This window comes from Photobacterium sanctipauli (assembly GCF_003026495.1).
Lineage (GTDB): Bacteria > Pseudomonadota > Gammaproteobacteria > Enterobacterales > Vibrionaceae > Photobacterium > Photobacterium sanctipauli.
The window spans coordinates 696,503-713,162 of sequence record NZ_PYMA01000001.1 but is presented as its reverse complement, the minus strand read 5'-3'; the positions used below and the strand labels follow the sequence as shown (position 1 = coordinate 713,162).

The following is a 16,660-nucleotide window of genomic DNA, read 5'->3' as shown; positions in this document are numbered from 1 at the left end:
TCCGTTTAGTAATAGTTCACTAGCTTACAATTGGGCAGCTTTCGGCTTGGGTTTGCTCTGCTTCAAGATCATCAAGACGTTTGTCGAGATTAACGGCGCAGCAGCCAAACTCTTTGGACTCGGGGAGGCGCATGACATATTGCATGCGTTGGCCTGAACGGTGGTCGCCTTCTTCCTTCGGCAATAAACGTACAAGGTCTTCGGTCAGGATAAAGCCGGGGGTGGAGCGGGATAGCGGGTCGAGAATAGCGAGTTGGCCAGTGGTACCTAAGGGGACTTCTTTATCGAGCTGCTTCGGATCGCGCACCGAGAAGTGGATGAAGGGTGACACATGCTTTACGCCCTTTTCATCATCGATGGCCACCACATTGGACTCTACCAGTGCATAGATATCGCGGATGTTCTTTGGTTCGACGCCAAGGTATTCAATACACTCTTGGTTGAATTCAGCACGGGATAGCATTTCACCGCTAAAGCGTTTCCATCCGCCAAGGGTGACCACATAGCTGTTTTTGTCGAGCTTTAACTTGGTGTTGGTCGCCTTCAAAAAGCGGATAAACCGATTGATGAGAAACGGAGGCCCGATGATATGGCGGTCGAATTTTCCAGCCCACTCATCAAGCTGCGCTTGGGCATCTTCGGGGATCATTTGCTCGTTTTTCACCATAAAGCGATGGGTGTCTAAAAGGCCAGCCAGCATATTTAAGGCTTTTATCATCCCCATTTCTGGGATTTCTTCTGTCGATGGACAAAGGTATAAGCCTGCCCCTTTTGATATGTGCAAAAACTCGCGGTACATAGCGTAGATACCAAGCACGGCATTATCGACGGTATCTTTACAACGGCGGGATACACTTGGGATGCCAGATGTACCGGTACTGCGCATTTCAAGCTCTACGTCATTCAGTGACTTCGACAGTAGTTTATAGTTGTCCTGTGCCTTAAACAGGTGGATAGGCATCACTGGGATATTGAGCAGGTGATCTGCCTGGGTTACTGAATCTGGTGTGACGCCTTTTTCATCACATGATTGGCGATAAAAAGCGTTGTTCTGGTAGTGAAATTCAAACGCATCCTTGATGATAGAAAACTTGAAATTCAGCAACTGCTGTTCAGGCAGGTTATAGAGCTCACCTACTGATGAAAGGGCAACTTTCAGCGGGTCGAGCCCAAATTGCTGACATAGTGAGTTGATTGAATCGCTCATTGTTTTTTAGTCCTTTAGCCAACTGAGGTTCTACACGTTTATTTACATGGACACCTTAGTGGGCTTTGGGATTAAAAAATTGAACAAACCTGCTGCGCGATGATGCTCACCGGGGGAAAATGCGAGGCATCAGGCATTTATTGGGTGTACTTTTTACCCAAGCATCTGCTTGACCTGCCGTATAGAGACCCCAAACATCTCCCGGAAAGTGCGGCTGAGGTGGGCACTGTCTGAGAATCCTGCGATATGGGCAGCACTTGTCGCGTCTTCACCTTTCATCAAAGAGTAAACGGCGCAAATTAGGCGACGCCAACGTAAGTATGGGCGCCAGGCGATACCGATATGCTGTTTGAATAGGTGAAGGAAGCGGCTTTCTGACATGCCTAGTTGCTCTGCGACATCCGATGCGCGCCATGAACTCGGTTTTTGGCATTGGCCAGATAAGCACATATCCAACTGGGCGATAAGCTGCTCAATACGCGAGTCCATAGTTTCCGGTTCGTCATGCTCGATGTTGGTTTGGTATTTCAGCATGCTGAGGTAGGGCGAGAATAAGCGTAATGGCGCATTTTCATCGTTGTCGGGGTGAACATCATGTCCAGTAATAGAGGAAAAGACACGTATGGGTTGGTCGTCAAGGTATTGGTTAAGCCGCTGCCCTAATTTACTGTGGGGTTCAATCAAGATGATCCAGCCCTCTTCTAAAGCCAGTCGATGTAGGACTTGCGAGCCAATAATCAAATTGCCGTTATAAGCGCGGTTTTCAGCATGGCACACTGCTTTCTTCTTCGGGAATATTATCTGAATAGCGTGGTGGCTATGCTCTTCTGCATCAAGGCTTGAACCATAAACCAGCAAGATGCCGGGTTTAAGCCAAACTTTAGGTTTCTGGTGTAGGTGTGTTGAGGCGCTCATTTCCATTGATGCCTTGTTTATCATCTGCTTATGAATATTGTCTTACAATCTTAGACGCATTTTTTAAAGTCGCTTTTATATGGGTAGAGGTCTTCGAGTTACCTCTCAAAATAAGTTGCTTGCTCTAGATTGAAGTAAAGAAGGCATAATTATAGATTTAAGTATTTATAAAAAAATTACATATGCCATATGGTATGTATATGGTTGATATATTTATAAAAATTAAGATTTATACTTCTGGTGAAATTATGGAATAAGCATCAAAAAATCGAGCTTATTCGCTGAAGCACGATCTCAAAAGCATTCTTTCTTTTGGAAATTGCTTTATTGATAACAAAAAATAGCCCTGCAATATGTATGGAAAAGTAGGCAGTTAAGCATGGCTTAATTCTGACTTTCTTTCATGGGCTGTTCTATAAATTTGGTTATCAAAATGAAAAATAAAATAATTACTTTGGCTAGGTATGGCTTGTTAGGCTGTGCGAGTGGGCTGTTTGCGCCCTCTGCATTAGCGGCAGCCATGATTGATGTTCAACAGAGCCGCTATCAGGCACCGCAACCTGCACCAGTGCAGACGGAAGTGATTGTCGATAGTGCTTCTGAGCATTGGTCTAACTTATCAGTGAAAATCACCAACACCTTGCCCAATCCTATCGACTTGAATGGAATGGTGGTGACCTTTGTGTCGCCCCAGGAAGTGACTTCTGCATGGGGTAACTTTACCGGTGTGAGCTACCCCGATGCTATTACGGCAAGTTCAACGGCAACCGGTAACGGTGACTACTTAGTTCAAATCACGACGACATTTGGCACCGATAGCTGGGTGAACAGTGAGTTGGCAACGGCTGGCTCGATTGCCTTGCAGTTTGGCCTGGGCGTAAACGCGACACCAGACATCCTGAGTGACGTGAAGGTTTACCTTGATGGTGTGGATGCACCGGAAGGGGCCATTACCTTATATGCTCCGCAGGCACCGGGAAGCGATGTAGCAAATGAGCAAGCGGTCGTCACCTTGAGCGGCCCGAACGGCTACCAGAAAACCGTATCAATGGATTGGCAGCAAACCGAAACCATCGAAGATTTGCTCTACGGTGCTTATACATTGCATGTTAACCCGGTGGGGGGCTACCCGGCTGATCCGGCTGAGCAAGAGAAATCCCTGACTGAAGAACAAGATAATGTCTCTTTCACTTGGGGTTATGGCGAAGCCGTGTTGCCGGCAAGCTTCAAGTTGCAGTTGCCAAGCGACGAGTTGGTAGAGCAAACCACGCTGACACTGACCAATCAGCAATCTGGCGAGCAGAGCTTCTATACCTTGCCGTATGGTCAAACAACGCAAATTGATGACTTGGTTCATCAAATTGGTTATTCAGCTGAACTTGCCAGCTATACCCTGAATAATGTGATGTTCCAGCTAACCATGGATGGCGAACTTGTTCATACATTCACGGCTGATAAAGATCAGGTTGAGTCGCCGTTAGTTGCCCAAAGTAGCACGGCTATCGATACCGATGGCTTCTTTGAAAGCCGCATGGCGCTTGAAGGGTTGGCCGAGTCGGCAGAGGTAGCGGTTACCTTGATCCACAGCGGTGGTGATATGTACCAACACCAAGTGAGCACTGGCGATGCGCAGGTGTACGACCAGCTTCGCCCGGGAGTTTACACTGTAAAAGCACCGGCAATTGATGCTGAAGATGGCCGCTATGAGCTGACGACCACATCGATCACTGTCAATGATTCCGCGACCTATACCCTTGCTTTTGCGAAGCAAGGTGGCGAGCAAGCGAATATTCTGGCGCCATATAAAGACACCAGCATCAATGCCGATTGGGCCAACGGTGGCATGGAAAGCCTAGTGGACTTGGCCAATAATTCGGGCAACAAGCACTTCACCTTGGCTTTCATCCTGGGTAGTGAGTGGAACCCGAATGAGTGTAAAGCGTTGTGGGGTGGTCAACCAGAAATGACGGTTGCCGATCAGTGGGGCAAGAAGCAAATCGACGATCTTCGTGCTATCGGCGGTGATGTAATGATTTCATTTGGCGGTGCTAATGGACGTTACCTATCGCAAGCGTGTGGTACGGTTGATGAGCTTTACCGCGAATACAAGGCCGTTATTGATACTTACCAGGTCTACCACTTGGACTTCGATGTGGAGATGGGACGCGAAAATGATGCGCCAGCAATGGCCCGCATGATTGAAGCGTTGAAGCGCCTGCAAACTGAGTACCCACAACTGAAGGTTAGCTATACCCTTGCTGCGGCACCGGACATTGTTCGTGGCTTCAACGAGGTGGTGGTTCCTTCGGTGGAAGCCGGTATTGAAATCGATAGCGTGAACCCGATGACCATGAGTTTTGGTCAGTGGTACCACGATAACTATGTTGCCGATACGGCAGAGCTTTCAATCTTGACGGTTGAGTACCTGAAAACGCTGATGCAGCCGCTTTACCCTGAACTAAGCGACAGCGAGCTTTACCAGAAGTTGGGTATGATCCCGATGCAGGGCTTAAATGATCTAACGGTTGACTCGATCAGCCTAGAACAAGCAGAGCGTATCGCGTCTTGGTCGAAAGAAAAGAACTTGAAGTACCTGTCATTCTGGTCAATTAACCGAGATCACTCTTGTGACGATGCTTGGGCTTCGCCAACGTGTTCAAGCTCGAAAGACGGCGTGCCGTTCCAAACCGAATCTTGGCAGTTCTCAAAAGAATTCTTGAAATTCCTTGATAAGTAACAGACGCTAAGGTTTTACCTTGAGTTGATAGAGAACGCTCGGGCACCCGCTCGGGCGTTATTTCCTTAGCTGATATTTACTTTGGCAATACGGCGCTTACCAACCTGGTAAACGGCCGTCCCCGTTTCAGGTACCCATGCTTTATCTTCCAGCTTTGTCCCATCCACCTTTAGAGCCCCTTGCTTGATCATCCTCAGTGCCTCAGACGTGGAAGCGACCAAACCCGCTTCTTTGAGCAGTTGGCTGATAGTCATGCCTTGTGCCAGTTCGACTTCGGCGATGTCGTCCGGTACAACATTGTGTTTGAAGCGGTTGTCGAACGCTTCGCTGGCGGCATCTGCTGCTTGTGTTGAGTGGAAGCGGGCAACAATCTCTTTTGCCAGTAGCACTTTCACCTCTTTTGGGTTGCGACCCGCTGCAATGTCTTGCTTGAACTGTTCAACCTCTTCCATCGGGCGGAATGACAGTAGCTCGAAGTAGTTCCACATTAGTTGGTCTGAAATCGACATTAACTTACCAAACATCTCGTCGGGCGCTTCGGTCACGCCGATGTAGTTATGGGCTGATTTCGACATTTTCTTCTCGCCATCAAGGCCGACCAGCAACGGCATGGTGATCACAACCTGAGGTGACATTTGGTGCTGCTTTTGTAGCTCGCGGCCCATCAACAGGTTAAAGGTTTGGTCGGTGCCGCCCAATTCAATGTCGGCCTTTAGCTCGACCGAATCGTAGCCTTGCAGCAGCGGGTAAATGAATTCATGGATCCCGATGGCCTGTTGGTTGGCAAAGCGGTTTTTGAAATCCTCTCGCTCCAACATACGGGCAACGGTCTGGCTGGCGGCAAGCTTGAGCATGCCTTCAGCCCCTAATTGCGATAGCCAATGCGAGTTAAACACAATCTCGGTCTTGGCCGGATCGAGGATCTTAAACACCTGCTGTTGGTAGGTTTTGGCGTTTGCCAATACTTGCTCGGTGGTTAGCGGCGGTCGAGTGGTATTCTTGCCCGACGGGTCGCCAATCTTTCCGGTGAAGTCGCCAATCAGGAACATCACATGGTGGCCAAGATCCTGGAACTGGCGCAGCTTGTTTAGGATCACGGTGTGGCCAAGGTGAATGTCTGGCGCGGTAGGATCGGCACCCAACTTGATCCGCAGTGGTCGGTTTAATCCAAGTTTTTCAGTCAGTGCGGCTTCGGGGGTGATGTTATCGACACCACGTTTAATTACGGCAAGGCTGCGCGCTAGGTTTTCGTCTTTCATTATGTCTTACTCTTCTTTTTCACTGACTCGGCAGGGAATTACTGTTGTGCTGTTTATCGTGCTGCTATTGGGCTTGTACGGTTGCGAGTTGGCGCCTGCGGAGCAAGGCGGCACGCAGATGGTCGTAGCAATAGTTGAAAACAAACGCATAGGCGGTAATAAACAAGGTGACGCCAATATCCATAATAAACGCTTCCCATAGACCGACACTGAGCAGCCAAGCCATTATCGGCACGGTGAAAAGCAATAACCCACCTTCAAAACCGATGACTTGAACACAGCGCGCTTTTAAGCTGCGTTCTTCGCGTTTACCGGTAAAGAAGCGGTCGAAAATGGCATTAAAGATCATGTTCCAGATCATCGCGATAGTGGCGACAGCTATCATTGTCCCCGATAGGCTCGAAACCGGATGATGGGTGAAGATCGTTAAGCCAATAATGGACAGTGAAATGGCCAATACTTCAAATAATACGGCGTGAAATACTCGCTCGATAGTCGACATCGTATTCGCTCCTTTATTGATAACGTTGAACTCAAGGCGAGCCAGCATAGCAGCAGAAAAACAGAGGGAAAGTTAGCTGCTATCACGGTTTGTGATACCCCTGGCGATGGCTGCCAAAAAGGGAGCGGAAAAGAAAAAGCGCCGGGATAAATCCCAGCGCTTTGTTGGTTGCATTACGTTCTGGCTTAGCCAAACAAGTAGGTGTACATGTAGCCCGCGCTGATTGCCATACCTAGAATCACAGCAAGGAAAGCGGCAATCATTTGGTTCTTGAAGATAGACTTCAGAAGAATCACTTCAGTAAGGCTAGCACCAGCACTACCAATGATTAATGCCATTACCGAACCCATTGCCATGCCTTTTTTTACCAACGCTGCACTGAGCGGAATAACGGCTTCAGCTCGGATGTACAGTGGAATACCGATAACTGCCGCAACCGGAATGGCATACCACATACCTTCGCCTGCATACTTGGCAATCAAATCAGTCGGGATAAAACCGTAGATGAAAGAGCCAATCAAAATACCCAGCATTAGGTAAGGAAGTACTTGCTTGAAGTCTTTCCAAGTTGAGCGCCAAATACGAACCCAACGGCTTTCTTCTTTCACAGTCATGACGGCTTCCCCACAACCACTGATTTTAACATTCACTTCTTCTTTGCTGTCACAGCATGTACTGGCAGCTGGCGCAGGCTGAGGTTCAGTTGCCGCGCAGCAAGATGCCGCTGGTGCTGGTTTTACCCCGCAAGATGACGCTTCTGCTTTCTTCGGTGCCGAATCACCGCAAGTGCTACCGCAGCTCGAACCTGAATCGGCAACTTGATATGCCTCTTGGCGGACATAACGTTCAAAGCCAAGTTTCTCCAGCACGTAGCCGGCAATTACCGATACTGCCATTGCCACGATGAAGTAGAATGCCGCAACTTGGATCCCAAAGGTCACCACAAACAAGCCGATGATCACCGGGTTAAGCAGTGGGCTTGCGAACAAGAACACCATCATTGGGCCGAAGCCGGCTCGGGCTCGCAGTAGACCTTTCAAGAAAGGAATCGTCGAGCATGAGCAGAATGGGGTGATCGAGCCAAGTAGCGCTGCAATCACATACCCCTTGCCGTTACGCGAGCTCAGGATCGACTGGATCTTTTCTGGAGTTAGGAACTCCTGCAATACGCCAACAAGGTAGCTAATCACTAAAAACAGCACGGTGAGTTCGGCTGCTAGGAACAGGAACATGCCTGCTGCTTCTTTGAACATGGTTACGAATTCTGGGCTCATCGTTTTGCCTCGTTTTCTCTAACGTTTCGATATGTGTCGAAATATAGTGTCCTGACGATTGTCTGTCAATACGTCATTTCCAAAAATATCGAAATAATTTTGAAGTTATTTTTATTGTATTGATAATTAAGGATTTAAAATGAGCGTCATCTGAAAGAAAAATAGCGCGAAACGTGCTGTGACTTGATAGCAAGGTGCTTTAAGGAGAGCTTGTTAGTTGGCTAATGTTGTCTATACAACTATGGCGATGTAAGATTGAGTATCGTTTTAAGGAGAGAACCATGATTGATAAGCACTCGTCGGTGCCCATTTATCTGCAAATAGAACAAATCCTCACAGAGCAGATTGATAACGGTATGCTTAAGCCGGGTGATTCAATCCCGTCGGAGCCGAGTATGTGCGAGCAATTCGGCGTATCGCGTATGACGGCGCGCAAAGCGGTCGATTACCTGGTGAGACAAGGCGTGGTGGAGCGTATTCGCGGCAAGGGCACGTTTGTTTGCGAGCGCGAGCAGCAACTTAAAATTGCCCTGCCGCTGGACAAGCACCTGACTTCGAGCGAAGTCGCGGACTTTCTCAATAGCCCTATCACCAACCAACTGCTCCATCTATCGAAGCAACCGGTAGAGCGTGAAATTGCCGAGATATTGGGGATCAGCGAGGGCGATGAAGTTTGGCATATGAAGCGACTGCGCTTGGTGGGTAATACCCCGTTTGTATTTGAGCGCACCTTTATGCTGGCCGAGCCTTTTTCCGATTTGACCGAAGACGACCTTAATAACTCAAAGTACGGCTACCTGGCCGACAAGGGTTATGCCGTTGGCGGCAGTAAGAAGGAAATCCGGGCTGAACTGCCAATGCAGGATGTGCGCGAGCTGCTAGGCTTACGCCGTGACGAGCCGGTTCTGTTTGCCCGCTCGGTTGCCTACCTTGATGACAAGACCCCGTTTGAGGTGTCGGATATCTACTATAACCAAGAGCACTACACCTTCACCCTAGAAGCAGATCGCTAGCGGGTAGGGTTAGGGGTATCTCGCAGAGTAAGATGAATCAAAGGATTGTGCGGAAACAAAAAGCTCTGGCATTGCGCCAGAGCTTTTCTTTAGGTGGTTTGAAGCGCCATGGATGAGGCTTGCTTAAACCGGATCAGCCGACAGGATTTATTTCAGTTCTGGCCAGTAATCTTTGTTGGCTTCGATAAGCGCATCAAGTACCTTGCGTGCTTTCTTGGCATCAACAATCGTGCGGTTTAGCGTGAGCGCTTGCAGTGCTTTGGTGTACGAACCTTCGAACCATGCTTCTACAGTTAGGCGCTCATAGGCAAATTGTTGTTCGATCATGCCTTTGTAGAATGTTGGGATCTTACCAACACCGTACGGGCGCGGGCCGTTAATGCCAAGCTCAGCAGTTACCTCTACCATTACGTCGTTATCAAGGTTGGCAACCAGGCCATTGTTTTCAAGGATAACCACGAACTTACGGCGTTGGTTGAAGACGATAGACTCTGCAACTTCAACAATCATGTCGCCGTGGGCATCGTTGTGAACCACGGTTGCGTTTTGGGTGGTGCCTGCTGCTACTGCTTCGCGGCACTCATCAAATACACGTTTTTCACGGCCGTTCATGACTTCGTTGGCACGGGTGAACTCAGGGTCAAGCTTAGACAGCTTGTACTCTGGGTACAGGTAGTACTGCAAGTAAGTGTTCGGCAGGTAATCCGGGAAATCACGCAACATATCAGCCACTGCAGAGTAGGTATCTAGCCAAGATTGGTCACGCTGCTCGGCATCGACTGGCTTAAAGCCGTTCTCTGAGATGAAGGCTTTTAGCTTCGGTGCCAAATCTTCACCTTCTTGGTTGTACAGGTGAGTGAACCAACCGAAGTGGTTGAGGCCGAAGTAAACCGGATCGAAGTCGTCTGGGTTTACATCCAGCAGGCGGCCGTATGAGCGAAGTAGGTTAACTGGCTGATCACAGATGTTGAGGATCTTGTCATCGTGCGGGAAGCGCTTCTTCAGTGCGTCCGCCACGATAGCTGCCGGGTTGGTGTAGTTTAGGATCCAAGCTTCTGGTGCGCGCTCACGCACATCTTCTACCATTTCAATCATGTCGCCGATAGAGCGCATACCGTAGGCAAAACCACCTGGGCCGCAGGTTTCCTGACCAATTACACCCATAGATAGTGGGATTTTTTCGTCTTTTTCACGCATTTCGTAGCCGCCGGTACGCATCTGGCACAGTACGAAATCCATGTCTTTGTAAGCCACGTCTTTGTCGGTGGTGTATTCAAACTCAAGCTCTGGGTATTCCTCTTGGAATAGTAGCTTGGCGTATTCACCAATCACTTCCTGTCGCTCTGCCTTCACATCAAACATCACTAGGCGTTTTAGTGGGAAGCTCTCTTTACGCTTGCACAGTGCTTTTAGTAGACCCGGTGTCCATGTAGAACCACCACCAACCAATACGATATTGAATGCTTTAGTCATAATGTGTCTCTTTTACTCGGTAAATTTAAATTCGTTGTTTGGATTAAGCGGTAAGGGCGCGCTTAACGTCATTGGCAATCTTTTCGACCTGCGGGCCGTAAATAACCTGGATATCGACATCACTGGCTTGCTTGATGCCGCTGGCACCTGAAGCAAGTAGTGCGTCTTTGTGGATGGCACTCATGTCAGCCACTTTGACGCGAAGGCGGGTGAAGCAGCAGTCGACGATTTGGATGTTGTCGCTACCCCCGAGGCCTTCGATGATTTTTGCGGTTTTCTCGGAAGCTGGCATGGCAGCTGCCTCATCATTGTTCTGGGATTCTTCTTCGCGACCCGGCGTTTTCACATTCATACGGGTGATCACAAAGCGGAAGGCGAAGTAATAAAGCGGGAAGTAGGCCGCGCCAATAATTACCGTGTACCACCAAGCCGTTTGGCTCCCACCTAGGATGCCGAACACCAATAGATCAATCACACCGCCCTGAACGTTACCTATCATCACACCGAAGATGTGTGCCATCGCGAACGACAAGCCTGTCATTACCGCATGGAAGAAAAACAAGATTGGCGATACAAAGATGAAGCTAAATTCCAGTGGCTCGGTAATACCTGTGGTAAACGAGGCCAGTGCACCGGCGATAACCAGCGCCTTTACACGGTTTTTATGTTCAGGCTTGGCGCAGTGATACATCGCCAGTGCCGCACCCGGCAGGCCAAACATCATGACTGGGATCTTACCTTGGGCCAGGAAGCGGGTGGCTTCACGGACAATTTCGTCGGCTATCAAGCCTGGGTTGGCCAGCGCGGTGTTGAAAATAGTCAGTGCGCCAACAATGCTTTCGCCATCGACTGTTGTGATCCCACCAATTGGCGTAAAGCGAACGGTTTCATTCAAGATGTGGTGCAAACCAGTTGGGATCAGTAGTCGCTCAGCAAAGGCATATAGGAATGTACCGAAGCTGCCTGAGTGGCCGATAAACTCACCGATTTTGACGATGGCGGCACCGATAGTTGGCCAGATTAGCGATAGGCCGACACCCACAAGCGGTAGTACGATAACGGTAATGATTGGTACAAAACGGCGGCCACCAAAGAAGTTGATCGCGGTCGGCAGTACGATGGTGTAATAGCGGTTGTGTAGGGCAACAGTAATGAGACCCGCGATAACACCACCCAGCACGCTCATGTGGTAGGAAAAAATCCCTAGCGTGTTGCCAAACTCGGCCGAGTACATCATGGCCTCGGTTTGGCTCATACCTTGTGATACCAGGTATTCAACCGAGGTGGTGGCAGGTGTCAACCCTTGGGCAAGCAGGCTGTAGTTAACCCCGACATGCATGGCGATAAAGCCAATAACCGCTGCAAATGCCGCTGTTGGTTTTTCTTCCTTGGCGAGGCCGATAGCCGCTGCGACAGCGAAAAATAGTGGCAGGTTAGCAAACAGCGAGCCTGCTACTTTACGGATAAAGCCAATGAATAGCTGTAGGGCTTCCATCTGGACAAAGCTCTGGCCCATGATGGCAGGGTTCTGCATTGCTGCAGCGAGTCCCAGAAAGATACCGGCGGCGGCGATCACAGAGATCGGCATCATCAGTGCTTTCCCGAGATCTTGAAGCTTGGCTCCAAGCTGTTTCATGAGATGTTCCTTCTACCGTTGTTTGTTGTAATAGTGCTCTTTTCTAATAGTAAGGCTATTAAACAATCTTGATTGTATAGTTGTCTATACAACTTAATTTGTTTTATGAGTTTGATCACGATAGAACTGAACAAATTGTTTTTAATCAAATGGTTATGGTTTTATGACTTAGCGGGGTTGTCTATACCAGACTATACAACCTGATAGTCATTGATTTTAAAAGCGAGCCTAGATGTAGGGTAGGCGCAAGGAGGTTATGCCTCGCGCTCGGTAGTTATGCTCTGCCTGTCGCGCACCGCGTGGTGGGTAACTTTGGTGCACTCGATTAATTCACTACGACTCAGCTGCCGCTGGGTGAGGGTTTGGGATATGGCCTCAAATCCGCCGCTGTAGGTGTCATAAAGTTCTTCAGTGGTTTGGAAGCCAACGTCGTAGCACAGGGTATAGGTTGAGATGGTCTCGGGCTGTTGTTGCTTGGTATTCAAGTGCTCGGTATTCAAATTGGCAAACAAGATCAAGCCAGCTATGGTCGAAACTGAGGTATATTGGATAATCACGAAGCGCCTTATTGCTTGGTTAAATAGAGCGCGAAGGATATAGCAATTAAGAGCAGGGAACTTATCATATTGTGCCAGTGAGGTTATCGCTGTTTTGAATGGAAGGTTGTCGTCACGATTAGCATGACAGGAAGATAGCCAAATAGTATCAACTATTTCGGCTATCGAACCTGCAAGGATTAGGCTTTTTGTAAGTCCTGCGCAGGGTAAGTCAAAGTGATATCACCGGCTTTAACATGGACGTAGAAACCATCGCTGCTTAGCCCTGTGACTACCATCTCGCCTATATCCACACCTTTGGTTGCGACTACGCGATCATCAATTGAGAACATTTTTATTACCTTAAATACAAACAACGGACAATGACAAACATTTAGGGCGGTATTTAAGCAGAGGGTAACGATATCAACTAATCGGGTATTTTATGGTGGTGATGAAGTTAATTAATCAATCACTACTCTAGTTTGTTATGCGTTATACGTTGTTAATGTAACTTATATTTAGTTTTAGAGGCTTTTTATGAAGGTTTAAAGCCTGAGCTAAATCAATATAACTTATGTTTTATATATTTATAAAAAATATAAAGTGATTTATCAAGTAGCATGAATATTTTTATATTTGTGATATAAGTCTCGAGTGATCTCTATATTTTTGTATGGTTTTCATGATTATGTTGTGTATCATCACAAAAATTTATCGATGGACAGGAACCTTGTAATTTGAATTAGTTTAGCCATATTGTTCTTTTTAAGTCTGGACTTTGTGGAAGGGCTGCTGCTTTCGATTATTCAATATTGCTAATTCAGGAGCACTTTATTTCTACTGTTTATAATAGGGTGAAACTTGAAATTAATAACCGTAAATTGAGAAAGGTTTGAAATGAAGTTATTGAAATCTTCACTAGCATTGCTAGTTGGGACTGCATTAATTACAGGTTGTAATGATGAAACCATCAAATATGTTGAGCCAACAGAAAGAGTGAAATTAGCAACATTCAATTTATCTTTTGACCGGGCGACATTTGAAGAACTCGCGGATGAGATGCAGGTTTCACCTGAAAAACAAAGTGAACTGGTTATTGCATACTTGGACAATTCTATTGATGAACAAGATAAAGTGCTAGCAGAGCATATTATTCAAATTCGTAATGTCGCCGCTATCGTTCAGAAAAATCGTCCACATGTGTTGATGATGGCTGAATTTAATAATGATGGTGTTGGTGAGGATTTAACTGCACTTCAAGGTTTCCAAATTAACTACCTTTCTGTGCCGCAAAGTATAGATGGTGCTGGTGGTGAACCAAATCTTGAACCAATTGAGTATCCATTTCTTGAGTCATATGCGACCAATACCGGGCTTGTATCAGGATATGATTTAGATAATGACGGTTCAGATGGTACTGCACCTGGTGACTCATGGGGGTTTGGAAATTACCATGGGCAATATGCTTTTGCCTTGATGTCTCAGTATGAAATCGATACAGCTAATACTCGTACTTTCCAAGAGTTTAAGTGGAAGGACTTAGAAGGCGCCAAGAACCCGACGATTACTATCTGTGATGGCTCAGAAGCTATCCCTGATGGTATGCAGTGCGGCGATGAGTGGTACTCTGATGAAGAGTGGGAAGTTGTCCGATTGTCATCTAAAAACCATGTGGATGCACCAATTATTGTTCCAACTGAGAGCGGGGAAGAAACCGTACACTTATTGATGTCTCACCCAACCCCTCCAGTTTTCGACCCAGGTAAGAACATGCAAATGAATGCGGCTGAAGTTGAGTTTTGGCAGCACTACATTAACGGCTCAGACTCGATTTATGATGATAATGGGACTTCTGGCGGTTTAGGGGAAGAGGCTAAGTTTGTCATTATGGGCGATCTTAACCTTGAACGTTGGTCAGGGGATGGTATTACAGATGTAATGGAAGCACTTCATAGTGACCCATTGGTAAACCAAAGTGTAGCGAATGGTGCTCTGTACCCTGTTAGCTATGGTGCTGCTGAGCATGCTGTAGATGAATCGATTGAGCATCCTTATCCAAACCGTATTACATCAACATTTGGTTTGGGGGTCGACTATGCGATGCCTTCGGCAACACTTGACGTAAAAGCAACTGGTGTTTATTGGTCTGCTTCATATGAAGAAGGGCGCAAGCTATTTAACGATCAAGATGTTGGTTTTGGTGATGGGAAATCAATTTCATCCGATCACCGTATGGTATGGATTGAAGCTCAGCTTTAATCTATTACACAAACTTAAACTGCTACAAAGCCAGTCTTCGTGACTGGCTTTTGTTTTAGTCAGAGCGGACAGGTTTAGCGATTATTGGCAGTTTGCTGGCCCAAGTTCTTCCTACACGCCCTACTCACCGCTTTGATTTGGGTTATTGCTTTTGGTGGTCTAGCTCCATCATATCTCAGTAGTCAGAAACAAGACCTTAATTTCATTGCTAGTTTTTTACTATCAACCTAAATACGCCTTTTTTCATTGGGGATGAATTGCGCCGTAGCAGTATTAGGTTTGGTAGTGCAACCAGTGTGAAGTTGCTAGGTATTGGCCTATGTACGCTGGTGAAGATAGAAATAGGCAGGAAAAATAATAATTTAACTTACTGCCATAAATTATAACCCCTAAAGATACCTATTTTGGCTAGGTATGGAGTGTTTGAATGAATACTTCTCGCTATTTATTGGCGGTCGTCATTTTGGCGTCCGTTACCGCTTGTCGTGACGATTCTAGCGACGACGAAATTAGTTCTGTTGCTGCCGCCTCTGGTGATGGTGAGCAAGTGGCAGAGTCGACAAACGAACCTGAAGCATCACCAGAGCCAGAAGCGCCTGATGGTGATGGTAATCCACCTGCACCTGAGCCAACGCCCGAGCCTGAACCGGAGCCCGAACCAGAACCTAAATTGGATATTGATGGCTTGCCGATGCCTGATTTATCAGTCACCCATGACTATGAAGCGTATCTGGCGGCAAGGCCAAATTATTACACTCGCCTCTCTGCGCCATTTGGCAGTGTTGATGGGCAAGATAACACGCCTTTTGGAAACCCGGTGACCAACGAAGGGGCGAACCTAGGCCGAGTTATTTTCTATGATGTTCGACTGTCGGCAAACAACACTGTAGCTTGTGCCGATTGCCATATTCAAAAGCACGGTTTCACCGACCCTAAAGTGTTCAGTGATGGCTTTGATGGGGGAAAAACTGGTCGCCACTCGATGAGCCTATCTAACGCAACCTACTATCGAAACGGCAAGTTCTTTTGGGATGAAAGGGCGGATACGTTAGAAGACCAGGTATTGATGCCGATTCAGGATCCTGTCGAGATGGGAATGAACTTGTTTGATCTAGAAGTCAAAATGGCTGAAACCAGCTTCTATGGCCCCTTGTTCGAGCAAGTCTTCGGTGATGATGCGATTACCAGCGAGCGGATAGCCCTTGCGATGGCGCAATTTATTCGCACCATGGTGAGCTATGAATCCAAATACGATCAAGCGTTCGATGCTGATTGGAATGAGCCTGACTTCGAGTCGGTGTTTACTGAGCAGGAGATGCTGGGACTTAAATTGTTCTCAGGCTTTCCGGGCCCTGAGCGTGATTCCTTGGGTTGTGTGGCCTGTCATACCACCACAGCGCACAGCATGGATCAGGCCCATGTGAACGGGCTTATTGATCGCAATGCCGCCGATCAGGGGGCGGGTAACGGCTTCTTTAAATCACCGTCATTACGTAACATCGAAGTGGGGGCACCGTATATGCACGACGGTAGCCTGGCAACATTGGAAGATGTTGTTGAATTCTATAACAGCGGCATCAAACGGCATCCAAGCTTGAGCCCCGATTTAACCTCAAACGGACAACCCGGCGGGCCAGCTATCCGGATGGGGCTCAACGAAGAAGAGAAAGCGGCGCTGGTGGCGTTTATGAAAACCCTGACCGACGAGGCGTTCTTGGCGAACCCGATTTTCGAATCGCCGTTTGAAGAGCGGGCTAAAGAAACAGGGGATAATGATGCACCGCAGGGCGATCAAACCCCCTAGGCCGGGTTAGCCTCTCGGTACAGAAAACCCGCAAGATAGGGG

13 protein-coding genes are annotated in these 16,660 nt (G+C 47.6%); 4 read left to right on the top strand and 9 right to left on the bottom strand.

What is annotated here, in order from left to right; translation table 11 throughout:
* Positions 1-19: 19 nt before the first annotated feature.
* Positions 20-1,207 (bottom strand): LuxE/PaaK family acyltransferase, encoded by a 1,188-nt coding sequence (locus C9I98_RS03105; RefSeq protein WP_036821831.1) that lies wholly within the window; start codon positions 1,205-1,207, stop codon positions 20-22.
* 153 nt (positions 1,208-1,360) lie between these two features.
* Complete coding sequence (locus tag C9I98_RS03100; RefSeq protein WP_051902162.1) at positions 1,361-2,122, bottom strand: helix-turn-helix transcriptional regulator; 762 nt, start codon at positions 2,120-2,122, stop codon at positions 1,361-1,363.
* Between the two features lie 433 nt (positions 2,123-2,555).
* Here C9I98_RS03100 and C9I98_RS03095 point away from each other — a divergent pair, with 433 nt between their 5' ends.
* Positions 2,556-4,859 carry a chitinase gene (locus C9I98_RS03095; protein WP_158262654.1) on the top strand — a complete coding sequence of 768 codons (2,304 nt, stop codon included), beginning with the start codon at positions 2,556-2,558 and terminating at the stop codon, positions 4,857-4,859.
* Between the two features lie 65 nt (positions 4,860-4,924).
* Here the strand turns inward: C9I98_RS03095 and tyrS are convergent, their stop codons facing one another.
* The 3 genes from tyrS to C9I98_RS03080 form a co-directional block, all read right to left on the bottom strand.
* Positions 4,925-6,118: a tyrosine--tRNA ligase gene (gene tyrS, locus C9I98_RS03090; protein WP_107271559.1), complete on the bottom strand. Its 1,194-nt coding sequence runs from the start codon at positions 6,116-6,118 to the stop codon at positions 4,925-4,927.
* A gap of 64 nt (positions 6,119-6,182) precedes the next feature.
* Complete coding sequence (locus tag C9I98_RS03085; protein ID WP_036820932.1) at positions 6,183-6,620, bottom strand: PACE efflux transporter; 438 nt, start codon at positions 6,618-6,620, stop codon at positions 6,183-6,185.
* 185 nt (positions 6,621-6,805) lie between these two features.
* Positions 6,806-7,894 (bottom strand): permease, encoded by a 1,089-nt coding sequence (locus C9I98_RS03080; protein ID WP_036820935.1) that lies wholly within the window; start codon positions 7,892-7,894, stop codon positions 6,806-6,808.
* 281 nt (positions 7,895-8,175) lie between these two features.
* On the opposite strand from C9I98_RS03080, the gene C9I98_RS03075 reads away from it, so the two are divergent.
* Entirely contained in the window at positions 8,176-8,907 is a 732-nt protein-coding gene (locus tag C9I98_RS03075) for a GntR family transcriptional regulator (protein ID WP_036820938.1), read from the top strand.
* Positions 8,908-9,054: 147 nt separating this feature from the next.
* Here C9I98_RS03075 and C9I98_RS03070 read toward each other — a convergent pair whose 3' ends face one another.
* The 4 genes from C9I98_RS03070 to C9I98_RS03055 all read right to left on the bottom strand — a co-directional run bounded on the left by C9I98_RS03070 (position 9,055) and on the right by C9I98_RS03055 (position 12,905).
* On the bottom strand, positions 9,055-10,380 hold the full coding sequence (locus C9I98_RS03070; protein WP_036820940.1) for a 6-phospho-alpha-glucosidase: 1,326 nt from the start codon (positions 10,378-10,380) through the stop codon (positions 9,055-9,057).
* Positions 10,381-10,423: 43 nt separating this feature from the next.
* Positions 10,424-12,016 (bottom strand): PTS transporter subunit EIIC, encoded by a 1,593-nt coding sequence (locus tag C9I98_RS03065; RefSeq protein WP_036820943.1) that lies wholly within the window; start codon positions 12,014-12,016, stop codon positions 10,424-10,426.
* Positions 12,017-12,270: 254 nt separating this feature from the next.
* Entirely contained in the window at positions 12,271-12,573 is a 303-nt protein-coding gene (locus C9I98_RS03060; protein WP_036820946.1) for a hypothetical protein, read from the bottom strand.
* Between the two features lie 179 nt (positions 12,574-12,752).
* A complete protein-coding gene (locus C9I98_RS03055) occupies positions 12,753-12,905 on the bottom strand; it encodes a hypothetical protein (RefSeq protein ID WP_107271558.1) in 153 nt (50 codons plus the stop codon).
* Between the two features lie 547 nt (positions 12,906-13,452).
* On the opposite strand from C9I98_RS03055, the gene C9I98_RS03050 reads away from it, so the two are divergent.
* Together C9I98_RS03050 and C9I98_RS03045 are read left to right on the top strand one after the other, a co-directional pair.
* On the top strand, positions 13,453-14,814 hold the full coding sequence (locus C9I98_RS03050) for an endonuclease/exonuclease/phosphatase family protein (protein ID WP_036819620.1): 1,362 nt from the start codon (positions 13,453-13,455) through the stop codon (positions 14,812-14,814).
* A 427-nt stretch (positions 14,815-15,241) separates the two neighbouring features.
* Entirely contained in the window at positions 15,242-16,618 is a 1,377-nt protein-coding gene (locus tag C9I98_RS03045) for a cytochrome-c peroxidase (protein WP_036819625.1), read from the top strand.
* Positions 16,619-16,660: the final 42 nt, after the last annotated feature.